The sequence below is a fragment of the Enterobacter dykesii genome (genome assembly GCF_008364625.2).
Classification (GTDB): domain Bacteria; phylum Pseudomonadota; class Gammaproteobacteria; order Enterobacterales; family Enterobacteriaceae; genus Enterobacter; species Enterobacter dykesii.
In genome coordinates this window covers 2,069,769-2,082,027 of the sequence record NZ_CP126604.1, presented here as the reverse complement: position 1 = coordinate 2,082,027, position 12,259 = coordinate 2,069,769, and the positions used below count along the sequence as shown (strand labels likewise).

Annotated in this window: 10 protein-coding genes; 3 read left to right on the top strand and 7 right to left on the bottom strand. The window is 59.4% G+C overall.

Annotation, left to right across the window (positions count from 1 at the left end):
* Position 1: 1 nt before the first annotated feature.
* From paaG to paaA, 7 genes are read right to left on the bottom strand one after another with little or no spacing between them, the layout of a single operon-like run.
* On the bottom strand, positions 2-790 hold the full coding sequence (gene paaG, locus F0320_RS10065) for a 2-(1,2-epoxy-1,2-dihydrophenyl)acetyl-CoA isomerase PaaG (protein WP_126328439.1): 789 nt from the start codon (positions 788-790) through the stop codon (positions 2-4).
* Positions 790-1,557 (bottom strand): 2,3-dehydroadipyl-CoA hydratase PaaF, encoded by a 768-nt coding sequence (gene paaF / locus F0320_RS10060; protein WP_149323760.1) that lies wholly within the window; start codon positions 1,555-1,557, stop codon positions 790-792. Before paaF ends, paaG begins: the two co-directional genes overlap by 1 nt.
* Positions 1,554-2,624, bottom strand: coding sequence for a 1,2-phenylacetyl-CoA epoxidase subunit PaaE (paaE, locus tag F0320_RS10055; RefSeq protein WP_126328438.1), 1,071 nt, complete (start codon positions 2,622-2,624; stop codon positions 1,554-1,556). Before paaE ends, paaF begins: the two co-directional genes overlap by 4 nt.
* A 7-nt stretch (positions 2,625-2,631) precedes the next feature.
* Entirely contained in the window at positions 2,632-3,129 is a 498-nt protein-coding gene (gene paaD / locus F0320_RS10050) for a 1,2-phenylacetyl-CoA epoxidase subunit PaaD (protein ID WP_126328437.1), read from the bottom strand.
* 11 nt (positions 3,130-3,140) lie between these two features.
* Positions 3,141-3,887 carry a 1,2-phenylacetyl-CoA epoxidase subunit PaaC gene (gene paaC / locus F0320_RS10045; RefSeq protein WP_126328436.1) on the bottom strand — a complete coding sequence of 249 codons (747 nt, stop codon included), beginning with the start codon at positions 3,885-3,887 and terminating at the stop codon, positions 3,141-3,143.
* Between the two features lie 8 nt (positions 3,888-3,895).
* Complete coding sequence (gene paaB, locus F0320_RS10040) at positions 3,896-4,183, bottom strand: 1,2-phenylacetyl-CoA epoxidase subunit PaaB (RefSeq protein WP_050736745.1); 288 nt, start codon at positions 4,181-4,183, stop codon at positions 3,896-3,898.
* A 13-nt stretch (positions 4,184-4,196) separates the two neighbouring features.
* Positions 4,197-5,126: a 1,2-phenylacetyl-CoA epoxidase subunit PaaA gene (gene paaA, locus F0320_RS10035; protein WP_233443214.1), complete on the bottom strand. Its 930-nt coding sequence runs from the start codon at positions 5,124-5,126 to the stop codon at positions 4,197-4,199.
* 285 nt (positions 5,127-5,411) lie between these two features.
* Here paaA and paaZ point away from each other — a divergent pair, with 285 nt between their 5' ends.
* The 3 genes from paaZ (at position 5,412) to F0320_RS10020 (ending at position 12,218) form a co-directional block, all read left to right on the top strand.
* On the top strand, positions 5,412-7,454 hold the full coding sequence (paaZ, locus tag F0320_RS10030) for a phenylacetic acid degradation bifunctional protein PaaZ (protein WP_126328435.1): 2,043 nt from the start codon (positions 5,412-5,414) through the stop codon (positions 7,452-7,454).
* Between the two features lie 345 nt (positions 7,455-7,799).
* A complete protein-coding gene (gene tynA / locus F0320_RS10025) occupies positions 7,800-10,076 on the top strand; it encodes a primary-amine oxidase (protein WP_126328434.1) in 2,277 nt (758 codons plus the stop codon).
* Positions 10,077-10,244: 168 nt separating this feature from the next.
* Positions 10,245-12,218, top strand: coding sequence for an alkyl/aryl-sulfatase (locus F0320_RS10020; RefSeq protein ID WP_126328433.1), 1,974 nt, complete (start codon positions 10,245-10,247; stop codon positions 12,216-12,218).
* Positions 12,219-12,259 lie beyond the last annotated feature (41 nt).

Sequence of the window (12,259 nt, the reverse complement as noted above, 5' to 3'; positions counted from 1 at the left end):
CTTATTTCCCCGTAAAGTTCGGCGCGCGCTTCGCCAGGAAGGCGCTGACGCCCTCGCGGTAATCGTCGCTGCGCCCGGCCAGGCGCTGGTAGTCGCGCTCCAGATCGAGCTGGGCGTCCAGGGTGTTGGTTTCTGCGGCATTGATCGCCTTCTTGATCAGCCCCAGCCCGAAGGTCGGTTGAGACGCAAAGTGCAGCGCCATCTGCTGCGCGGTAGTGGAGAGCTGTTCGTCATCCACCACCTGCCAGATCATCCCCCACGCCTGCGCCTGTTCGGCGCTGAGCTTATCGCCGAGCAGCGCCAGCCCCATGGCGCGGGCGCGTCCGGCCACGCGCGGCAGCAGCCAGGTGCCGCCGCAGTCCGGCACCAGGCCGAGCTTGCTGAAGGCCATCACGAAGCTGGCGGAACGGGCGGCAATGACCATGTCGCAGCCGAGCGCCAGCGTGGCCCCCGCGCCGGCCGCTACGCCGTTAACCGCACAAATCACCGGCTTCGGCAGCTTTGCCAGGCGGCGCACCAGCGGGTTATAGAAGGTTTCAACGGACATCCCCAGATCCGGCGCCGGGCCGTTGGGGTCGACGTTGCGGTCGTTCAGATCCTGACCGGCGCAAAATCCGCGTCCTGCCCCGGTGATCAGCAGGCAGCGGATAGTGTCATCGCGCTCGGCCTGTTTCAGGCACTCGGCAAGCTGCTGGTGCATCACGTCGTTAAAGCTGTTCAGACGCTCCGGACGGTTCAGCGTAATGGTCATTACGCCCTGCTCAACATGACTGAGAATAAATTCCACAATTAGCATCCTTTAAAGTCGGGGGTGCGTTTTTGTAAGAAGGCGTCGATGCCCTCCCGGCGATCCTCTGTGGCAGAAAGCAGCGTAAACAGCTGGCGCTCCTGGGCGAGTCCGGCCTGGAGCGGCACCTCCTGAGACTGACGCAGCGCCTGTTTCGCCGCCTGCAGCGCCAGCGGAGAGTGGCGCGCCATCAGCGCCGCCTGCTTCAGGGCATACTCCAGCGTCAGCGCTGGCGGGAAAACGTCGCTTACCAGCCCGGCGCTCAGCGCCTGCGCGGCGGAAATGCTCTCGCCGGTCAGCACCATTTTGCTGGCCAGCGATTTCCCGACGCTGCGGATAAGGCGCTGGGTGCCGCCCGCGCCGGGCATAATGCCCAGCGTAATTTCCGGCAGGCCAAAGCGGGCGTTGTCACCGGCAATCACCACGTCGCACAGCAGCGCCAGCTCGCAGCCTGCGCCCAGCGCGAAGCCGTTCACGGCGGCAATCAGCGGTTTAGGAAACGCGTTAATCCGCGCCCACAGCCGCGGGCGAATATCGTTCAGGGTGGCAGGCAGGTCTTTCTCCGCCATTTCACTGAGATCGGCCCCGGCGGCAAAGCAGCGCTCGCTGCCGTAAATCACGCAGACGGCGATGTCGGCATCCACGGCGGCGGCCTCAAGCTGCTCGGCAATCTGGGTTAACAGCGCGTTATTGAGGGCGTTGCGCGCCGCCGGACGGTTCAGCGTCAGCTGCAGCACGCGGCCATGACGGGTAACAATCAGTTCGCTCATGCCATCCCCTTCGCGTCGAAGTCGACGATCACGTCGGCGGTTAACGGCAGCGACTGGCAGCTCAGCACGTATCCGGCGGCCAGCTCGTCCGGCTCCAGGCTGTAGTTCGTCGCCATGTCCACCTTCCCGCGCAGCACTTTGCATTTACAGGTGGCGCACACGCCGCCCTTGCAGGCATACGGAAGATCCGCCCCCTGACGCAGGGCGGCATCCAGGATGCTTTCGTCGTCCGCCGTCAGGGTGATTTCGCGGTCGCGCCCGTCCTGGCGCACGGTCACTTTCTGTCCTTCCGCCTGGACGTGCACCGCGCGTTTAGCGGTGGTCCCCGGGGTGTTAAAGCGCTCAAGGTGAATGGATTTGTCCGGCATCCCCAGCGCCTTCAGCGTCGCTTCGGCGTCGTCCATCATCGCCGACGGGCCGCAGATAAACGCCTCGTCGTACTGGCGGAAGTTGATCAGGGTTTTCGCCAGCGCCTGCAGCTTTTCTCCGTCGATGCGGCCATAAAGCAGATCGCTGTCCAGCCGCTCCTGGCTGAAGATGGAGACCAGCTGCAGCCGCTGCGGATATTTGTCCTTCAGGTCCGCCAGCGCCTGGCGGAACATCATGCTCTGGCTGCTGCGGTTGCCGTAAATTAGGGTGAAATGGCTGTTGGGTTCGGTCGCAAGCGTCGCGGAGATAATCGCCAGCATCGGGGTGATCCCGGAGCCTGCCGCAATCGCCAGATAGTGCCCCTCGCGCTCTGCCCGCGGCTGGTAGCCAAACTGCCCCTGAGGCACCATCACCTCCAGAGCCATGCCCGCTTTGATCTCATCCCGCGCATAGCGGGAAAAGCGCCCTCCGTCGATGGCTTTGACCGCCACGCTGATTTCGCCCGGGGCGATACTCCGGCAGATGGAGTAGCAGCGGCGCAGCTCGTCCCCGTCGAGCTTCGTTTTTAACGTCAGGTGCTGGCCGGGGCGGAAGCGGTAGGCGTCCTGCAAATCGTTTGGCACGGCGAAGGTAATCGTCACCGCGTCGCGGGTTTCGGGTTCCACTTTTGCCACTGTTAATGAATGAAACGTTGTCATGGCAGCCTCAAATACATTTGAAATAGTCGAAGGGCTCGCGGCAGGTGTTGCAGCGGTAGAGCGCTTTGCAGGCCGTCGAACCAAATTCACTGATAAGCGAGGTGTCGGTGCTGGCGCAGCGCGGGCAGCTCACCTCCACAGGCGCGTGCGCGTGGCAGCTATGCCCCACGGGCGGGCTGATGCCGTACGCCCGCAGGCGCTCGCGCGCGTCGGCGGTCATCCAGTCGGTGGTCCAGGCGGGTTCAAGCTGGAGCACAATGTGCACCGGGGTGAAGCCGTGGGCTGTCATCGCGTCGCGGATCGCCCCCAGCAGGTGTTCCGTTGCCGGGCAGCCCGAGTAGGTTGGCGTGAAGCCAATGACCCAACCTTCCCCCTGCACCTTCACGCTGCGCACCATGCCTAAATCGGTGATGGTTAACACCGGCACTTCCGGGTCCGGGATCTGGCTTAGCAGCGACCAGATCTGCGGGATTTGCGCGGGCGCGATGTCGACGAGGCGTTGCATAGCGTTCTCCTTTACCACTGCTGACCGGGATACGCGCGCTGGAGATACTGCATTTCCGCCAGCATCGGGCCCAGATGTTCGGTATGCAGCCCCTGCTTGCCCCCGGTGCGGTACGCCACCTCTGCGGGCACCTGCAGGCAGGCTTCATTCAGACCGGCATACACTTCACTTTCCCACGGCTGGCGCAGGAGGCGCGGGTCAACCGCCACGCCGGACTCAATCAGCTCCCGTTCGACGTCATCAGCTTCAAACAGCTCGGCCGTAAAGCGCCACAGGCTGTCGATGGCCTGCTGCATTTTTTGCGCGGACGTTTCGGTCCCGTCGCCCAGACGCACCAGCCAGCCGCGGCTGAAGCGCAGGTGGTAGCGCGCCTCTTTAATCGCTTTGGCGGCGATGGCGGCAAGCTGGCCGTCGCGGCTGTGGGTCAGGCGTTCGTACAGCGCCACGTTCCAGGCATCCATCAGGTACTGGCGGGCAAGGGTGTCGGCGAAGCTGCCGTTCGGCTGCTCCACCAGCAGGACGTTGCGGAACTGGCGCTCGTCGCGGCCAAACGCCAGCGTGTCTTCATCGCCCTGGCCTTCCCGCTCCGCGGCATAGGTCAGGAAATTGCGCGCCTGGCCCAGCAGGTCGAGACCGATATTGGCGAGCGCGAGGTCGATTTCCAGCTCCGGCGCGTGGCCGCACCAGGCGCCGAGACGCTGGGAAAGCACCAGACCGTTGTCGCCCAGACGCAGGGCATAGGCAGTCACTGAATTCATTCTTTGCCTCACATATGCTCGATGCCGTCGGGGATGGTGTAGAACGTCGGGTGGCGGTAAACCTTGCTTTCCGCCGGGTCGAAGAACTCACCGCTATCTTCTGGCTGGGAGGCGACAATCTCGCTCGCCTTAACCACCCAGATAGAACACCCTTCGCTGCGGCGGGTGTAGGCATCACGCGCATTTTCCAGCGCCATGCGATCGTCGGCGGCATGCAGACTGCCCACGTGACGGTGGGATAACCCCTGTTTGCTGCGTACGAACACTTCATAGAGCGGCCAGTAGACGTTGCTCATGGTTATTTCCTCTTTATGCGGCCTGACGGGCGCGCTGTTTTTCCGCGTGTGCCAGTGCGGCTTCGCGCACCCACGCCCCCTCTTCCCAGGCTTTACGTTTGGCGGCCAGGCGCTCGTGGTTGCAGATGCCGCGCCCGCTAATGACCTCGTCAAACTCATGCCAGTCGATCTCGCCGAAGCGATAATGACCGCTCTCTTCATCAAATCGCAGGTCGGGATCCGGCACCGTCATGCCCAGCATCTCCACCTGCGGCACCGTGTTGTCGACAAAGCGCTGGCGAAGTTCGTCGTTGCCGAAGCGTTTGATTTTCCACGCCAGGCTCCGGGCGCTGTTCGGCGAGTTATCGTCGTTCGGCCCGAACATCATCAGCGCCGGCCACCAGAAGCGGTTGATGGCGTCCTGCAGCATCTGACGCTGGGCCTCACTGCCCTGCGCCAGCGCCATGCAGGCCTCAAAGCCCTGACGCTGGTGAAAGCTCTCTTCTTTACAGATTTTCACCATCGCGCGGGCATACGGACCGTAGGAGGTCCGGCACAGCGCCACCTGGTTGACGATAGCGGCGCCGTCCACCAGCCAGCCAATCACGCCGATATCGGCCCAGCTCAGGGTCGGATAGTTGAAGATGGAGGAGTATTTCATCCTGCCGTCGAGCATCTTCTGGTAGATGTCCTCCCGCGCGCAGCCCAGCGTTTCCGCCGCGCTGTAGAGGTAAAGCCCATGTCCGGCTTCGTCCTGCACCTTCGCCAGCAGGATCGCTTTTCGGCGCAGCGTCGGCGCGCGGGCGATCCAGTTCCCCTCCGGCAGCATGCCGACAATTTCGGAGTGCGCATGCTGACCAATCTGACGGATCAACGTCTTACGGTAGGCGTCAGGCATCCAGTCCTGAGGCTCAATCGCCGTCTCCTGCGCTATGCACTGCTCAAACCGTTGTTCTTGCGTCACGTCATCACCTTTATGATTCGTTATTTTGCAAATTAAGGCGTAATGTTGAATCACTTTGTTTTTTAAAAGTTACACACAGGTTAAATATAACCCCAAGAATTGTTTCCTGGTTTTGTGATGCCGCTCGCAAGACTTTTGCGCCAGGCCTTTCAGAAAGCGCCTTTACGCGATGAGATTCATCCAACCAGATCACAATGTTAACAATTCATTAAAAACCAAGCTTGATTTTTATGATTCACTATCAAACTATTAATGAGTAAATCACGTAACATTTGGAGATAAGCGATGCAGCAGTTAGCCAGCTTCTTATCCGGTACCTGGCAGTCTGGCCGGGGCCGCGAGCGCACTATTCATCACGCCATCAGTGGCGAAGCCCTGTGGAGCGTGACCAGCGAAGGGCTGGACATGGCGGCCGCCCGTCGCTATGCGATTGAGCGCGGCCGGGAAGCGCTTCACGAGATGACCTTTATCGAACGTGCTGCCATGCTGAAGGCGGTGGCAAAGCACCTGCTTAGCGAGAAAGAGACGTTTTATGCCCTGTCCGCCCAGACCGGGGCGACGAAGGCGGACAGCTGGGTGGATATTGAAGGGGGGATCGGCACCCTCTTCACTTACGCCAGCCTGGGCAGCCGCGAGCTGCCGGATGACACCCTGTGGCCGGAAGATGAGTTAATCCCGCTGTCAAAAGAAGGCGGCTTTGCCGCGCGCCACGTCCTGACCTCCAAATCCGGGGTAGCGGTGCACATAAACGCCTTTAACTTCCCCTGCTGGGGGATGCTGGAAAAGCTGGCGCCGACCTGGCTTGCCGGCATGCCCGCCATCATCAAACCCGCTACCGCGACCGCACAGGTGACGCAGGCGATGGTGAAATCCATCGTCGACAGCGGGCTGGTGCCGGAAGGTGCCATCAGCCTGATCTGCGGCGGCGCGGGGGATCTGCTCGACCAGCTCGACAGCCAGGACGTCGTGACCTTTACCGGCTCCGCCAGCACCGGGCAAAGCCTGCGCGTGCACCCGAATATCGTGGCGAATTCGATTCCGTTCACCATGGAGGCCGACTCCCTGAACTGCTGCGTACTGGGGGAAGACGTTACGCCAGACCAGCCGGAGTTTGCCCTGTTCGTCCGGGAAGTGGTCCGCGAGATGACCGCTAAAGCCGGGCAAAAATGTACGGCCATTCGCCGGATTATCGTCCCGCAAATCCAGATTGACGCGGTGAGCCAGGCGCTGATTGCCCGCCTGGAAAAAGTGGTGGTGGGCGACCCGGCGCAGGAAGGGGTGAAGATGGGGGCGCTGGTCAACGCCGAACAGCGCGCGGACGTGCAGGAGAAAGTGGAGCAGCTGATCGCCGCTGGCTGCCAGATCCGTCTGGGCGGCAAAGCGGATTTGCAGGCCGCGGGGGCGTTCTTCCCACCGACCCTGCTGTTCTGCCCGCAGCCGGATGAAACCCCGGCGGTGCACTCAACCGAAGCCTTTGGCCCGGTTGCGACGCTGATGCCGTATCGCGACGCGCGCCACGCAATGCAGCTAGCCCGCGCGGGCGGCGGCAGCCTGGCGGGCACGCTGGTCACCGCAGACCAGGCCATTGCCCGCCAGTTTATTATCGGCGCGGCGCGCGCTCACGGGCGTATTCAGATCCTTAACGAGGAATCATCAAAAGAGTCTACCGGCCACGGCTCCCCGCTGCCGCAGCTGGTACACGGCGGCCCGGGCCGCGCGGGCGGCGGCGAAGAGCTGGGCGGCCTGCGTGCGGTGAAGCACTACCTGCAACGCACCGCGATCCAGGGCAGTCCGACGATGCTGGCGGCCATTGGCAAGCAGTGGGTGCGTGGCGCAGCGGTGCAGGAAGACCGCGTGCATCCGTTCCGCAAATACTTTGAGGAGCTGCAGCCGGGCGACAGCCTGCTGACGCCGCGCCGCACCCTCACGGAAGCGGACATTGTGAACTTTGCCTGCCTGAGCGGGGATCACTTCTACGCCCATATGGACAAGATCGGCGCGGCAGAGTCGATCTTCGGCGAGCGTGTGGTGCACGGCTACTTCCTGATCTCCGCCGCGGCGGGACTGTTTGTTGACGCGGGCGTCGGGCCGGTTATTGCTAACTACGGCATGGAGAACCTGCGCTTTATCGAGCCGGTTAAACCGGGCGATACCATTCAGGTGCGCCTGACCTGCAAGCGTAAAACGCTGAAGAAACAGCGTACCGCCGAGGAAAAACCGACCGGCGTGGTGGAATGGGCGGTTGAGATCTTCAACCAGCACCAGCAGGCCGTGGCGCTCTACTCCATCCTGACGTTGGTGGCGCGCCAGCAGGGCGATTTCAGCTAACGTCCCTTTCCCTTTACCACAATGGCTGGTGGCTCCCGGTAATTTTACGCTGCTTACAGATTCACTGGGGGCCTTCAGCAAGGCCCTCAACATAAAGTGAACGGAATAACTGCCACAGCCGTATGTTCCCCCTCACCCCAGCCCTCTCCCTCAAGGGAGAGGGGTCGTCTGTGCTGACATCATTTGTGGGGAGAGGAAATGGCCCGGCATGTGATTTATCCCCGCTCTTTTTTTAACCTGGCAAGGCTGACAAATAATCTGGCAGATGCAGGCAAACGCTTTTCTCATGGGCCTGTCAGGATAAGGCTGTCACAACACAATAATCACAACAAGATGAGGTCTACGATGGGAACCAATTCTTCTTTTTCTGCCCGTAGAACGGCGCTGGCCATGGCCGTTGCGCTGTGTTGCGCCTGGCAATCCCCTGTTTTCGCCCACGGCAGTGAGGCGCATATGGTCCCAATGGACAAAACGCTGCAGGACTTTGGCGCGGACGTTCAGTGGGATGATTACGCACAGATGTTCACCATTGCGAAAGACGGCGCCTTTGTGAAGGTCAAACCGGGCGCAAAAACCGCCATCGTCAACGGTAAAACCCTCAAGCTTGAGGTGCCGGTGGTGATGAAAGGCAAGAAAGCCTTTATCTCTGAGAGCTTCATCAACGATGTTTTCCAGTCCGGCCTTGACCAGACCTTCCAGGTTGAAAAACGCCCTCACCCGTTAAACGCGCTGACGGCGGACGAAATTAAGCAGGCCGTTGAGATTGTGAAAGACTCGGCGGATTTTAAGCCGAATACCCGCTTCACCCAGATCGCCCTGGCAGAGCCGGAAAAAGCCAAAGTGTGGGACTTTGTGCTCAACGGTACGGCGGTGGATGCCCCGCGTCAGGCGAAGATCGTCATGCTCGATGGCAAGCACGTTATCGAAAGCGTGGTCGACCTGAAGGATAAAAAAATCCTGCGCTGGGAGCCGGTAAAAGATGCGCACGGCATGGTACTGCTGGATGACTTCACCGCGGTGCAGCAGATTATCAACGAGAGTTCAGAGTTCGCCGAGGTGCTTAAAAAACACGGCATCACCGACCCGAAAAAAGTGATTACCACGCCGCTGACCGTCGGCTATTTCGACGGTAAAGACGGCCTGAAGCAGGAAGATCGCCTGCTGAAGGTGGTGAGCTATCTGGACGTGGGCGACGGCAACTACTGGGCGCACCCGATTGAAAACCTGGTCGCGGTTGTCGATCTTGAGCAGAAAAAGATCCAGAAGATTGAAGAAGGCGCCGTTGTTCCGGTTCCCATGACCCCGCGTCCCTATGATGGCCGCGACCGCGTAGAGACGGCGAAAAAACCGCTCGACATCATTGAACCAGAAGGCAAGAACTACACCATCACCGGGGATATGGTGCACTGGCAGAACTGGGATTTCCACCTGAGCCTGGACTCCCGCGTCGGTCCGATGATTTCAACCGTCACCTATAACGATAACGGCAAAAAGCGCCAGGTGATGTATCAGGGGTCACTCGGCGGCATGATCGTCCCTTACGGCGATCCGGACGTGGGCTGGTACTTTAAAGCCTATCTCGACTCCGGCGACTACGGTATGGGCACCCTGACCTCACCGCTGGTGCGCGGTAAAGACGTGCCGTCCAATGCGGTGATGCTCAATGAAACAATACCGGATTACACCGGCGCGCCGATGGAGATCCCGCGCGCGATCGCCATTTTCGAACGCTACGCCGGGCCGGAATACAAACATCAGGAGATGGGTCAGCCAAACGTCAGCACCGAGCGCCGCGAACTGGTGGTGCGCTGGGTGAGTACCGTGGGCAACTACGATTACATCTTCGACTGGGTGTTCCATGAAAATGGCACCATCGGCATTGATGCCGGTGCAACGGGTATCGAAGCGGTGAAAGGCGTGCAGGCGAAAACCATGCACGACGCCACCGCCAAAGACGACACCAAATACGGCACGCTGATCGACCATAACATCGTGGGCACCACGCACCAGCACATCTACAACTTCCGTCTTGATATGGACGTGGACGGCATCAACAACAAGCTGGTGGCGATGGACCCGGAAGTGAAGCCGAATACCGCCGGGGGCCCGCGCACCAGCACCATGCAAATCAATCAGTACGATATTGATACCGAGCAGCAGGCGGCGCAGAAGTTCGACCCGGGCACCATTCGGCTGCTGAGCAACACCAGTAAAGAGAACCGCATGGGCAACCCGGTTTCGTACCAGATTATCCCTTACGCGGGCGGTACGCACCCGGTGGCGACCGGCGCGAAATTTGCCCCGGACGAGTGGATTTATCATCGCCTGAGCTTTATGGACAAACAGCTGTGGGTGACCCGTTACCATCCGGATGAGCTCTACCCGGAAGGGAAATTCCCGAATCGCTCCATCCACGACACGGGCCTGGGACAGTACAGCAAGGATAACGAGTCGCTGAACGATCAGGACGACGTGGTCTGGATGACCACCGGCACCACCCACGTCGCCCGTGCGGAAGAGTGGCCGATTATGCCGACGGAATGGGTGCATACCCTGCTTAAGCCGTGGAACTTCTTCGACGAGACGCCAACGCTCGGGAAGAAGAAAGACGAACAGAAATAAATAACGTACCGGGCGCAATGCCCGGTTTTTCATCTATTTTCTTGCTGAATACCTCTCCCCGATTATAGTTATTTCTACCTCGTTTATTCCTATTGCATTTCTTGAACCACTTTCAGCCAGGACGCGAATTTTCCACAAGCGACGTAATACATCACTGAGAGGTTTAGGATGAAATTCAATTTGATCGTCAGGAGTCTTGCTCTGGCTGGACTTGTTATTTCCGTCAGTTCCGCGTATGCCGCAGAAGCCCCGAAGGATGCCACGGCAGCAACGCAACAAGCCAATAATGCCCTCTTTAATCAGCTGCCTTTCTCCGACAACACCGATTTTACGAACGCTCACAAAGGCTTTATTGCGCCGATTCCTCAGGAAATTATCAAAGGGGAACAAGGGAATATCATCTGGGATCCACAGCAATATTCGTTTATTAAAGAAGGCGATAAATCACCGGACTCCGTTAATCCCAGCTTATGGCGTCAATCTCAGCTGATTAATATTAGCGGCCTGTTTGAAGTGACCGACGGCGTATATCAGATCCGAAATCTTGATCTGTCAAATATAACCATCATTGAAGGGAAAGAAGGTATTACCGTGGTTGACCCGCTGGTGTCGGCAGAAACGGCGAAGGTCGGGATGGATCTCTATTTTAAAAATCGCGGCAAGAAGCCTGTCGTCGCCATTATTTATACCCACAGCCACGTTGACCACTATGGCGGCGTGCGCGGCGTGGTGGATGAAGCCGACGTGAAGTCCGGCAAAGTGAAGGTCTACGCGCCAGCCGGGTTTATGGAAGCGGCCGTTGCCGAGAATATCATGGCGGGCAACGTGATGAGCCGCCGCGCCAGCTATATGTACGGCAACCTGCTGAAGCCCGATGCCAAAGGTCAGGTAGGTGCCGGTCTTGGGACAACGACCTCCGCCGGGACGGTCACGCTGATTGCCCCGACGAACATCATTGAGAAAGACGGGCAGAAAGAGGTTATCGACGGCCTGACCTATGATTTTATGCTCGCACCGGGATCCGAAGCGCCATCGGAAATGCTCTGGTATATCGAAGAGAAAAAACTGATTGAATCAGCTGAGGACGTCACCCATACCTTGCACAACACCTACTCGCTGCGCGGGGCCAAAATCCGCGAGCCGCTGCCGTGGTCGAAGTACATCAACCAGGCGATTGTGCGCTGGGGTGACAAAGCTGAAATCATCATGGCGCAGCACCACTGGCCGACCTGGGGCAACGAAAACGTCGTCAAGCTGCTGAAAAGCCAGCGTGACCTCTATCGTTACATCAACGACCAGACGCTGCGTATGGCGAACGAAGGGCTGACGCGCGACGAAATCGCCGCTAACTTCAAGCTCCCGAATTCACTGGCGCATACCTGGGCCAACCGCGGCTATTACGGTTCGGTGAGCCATGACGTAAAAGCCACCTATGTGCTGTATCTGGGCTGGTTTGACGGCAACCCGGCGACGCTGGATGAACTGCCGCCTGAAGAAGGCGCGAAGAAATTCGTGGAGTATATGGGCGGCGCGGATGCCATCCTGAGCAAGGCAAAAACCGACTTCGACCAGGGGAACTACCGCTGGGTGGCGCAGGTGGTGAGCAAAGTGGTCTTTGCCGATCCGAACAACCAGGCGGCACGTAATCTGGAAGCGGATGCGTTGGAACAGCTTGGCTACCAGGCTGAATCCGGTCCGTGGCGTAACTTCTACCTGACCGGTGCGCAGGAGCTACGTAACGGCGTGGTGAAAGGGCCAACGCCGAATACCGCCAGCCCGGACACGGTGCGCGCGATGACGCCAGAGATGTTCTTTGACTATCTGGCTGTTCATATCAACGGACAAAAAGCGGGTGACGCCAAATCGGTGTTTAACATCGATCTGGGCAGCGATGGCGGGAAGTACAAACTCGAGCTGGAAAACGGCGTGCTGAACCACACGGCGAACGCGGAAGCAAAAGATGCGGATGCTACGCTGACGCTTAACCGTGACACCCTGAATAAAATCATCCTCAAGGAGGTGACGCTGAAACAGGCTCAGGACGGCGGAAATATTAAAATTACTGGCGACAGCGCGAAACTTGATGCCATGCTTAGCTATATGGACAAGTTTGATTTCTGGTTTAACATTGTGACACCGTAACGGTGCACGCATAAGGGCGGTTCGTCCGCCCTTTCCTGCTT

Coding starts and splice junctions, on each gene's coding strand:
- paaF (WP_149323760.1), bottom strand. CDS start 1,557: ATGAGCGAACTGATTGTTACCCGTCATGGCCGCGTGCTGCAGCTGACG.
- paaE (WP_126328438.1), bottom strand. CDS start 2,624: ATGACAACGTTTCATTCATTAACAGTGGCAAAAGTGGAACCCGAAACC.
- paaD (WP_126328437.1), bottom strand. CDS start 3,129: ATGCAACGCCTCGTCGACATCGCGCCCGCGCAAATCCCGCAGATCTGG.
- paaC (WP_126328436.1), bottom strand. CDS start 3,887: ATGAATTCAGTGACTGCCTATGCCCTGCGTCTGGGCGACAACGGTCTG.
- paaB (WP_050736745.1), bottom strand. CDS start 4,183: ATGAGCAACGTCTACTGGCCGCTCTATGAAGTGTTCGTACGCAGCAAA.
- paaZ (WP_126328435.1), top strand. CDS start 5,412: ATGCAGCAGTTAGCCAGCTTCTTATCCGGTACCTGGCAGTCTGGCCGG.
- tynA (WP_126328434.1), top strand. CDS start 7,800: ATGGGAACCAATTCTTCTTTTTCTGCCCGTAGAACGGCGCTGGCCATG.
- F0320_RS10020 (WP_126328433.1), top strand. CDS start 10,245: ATGAAATTCAATTTGATCGTCAGGAGTCTTGCTCTGGCTGGACTTGTT.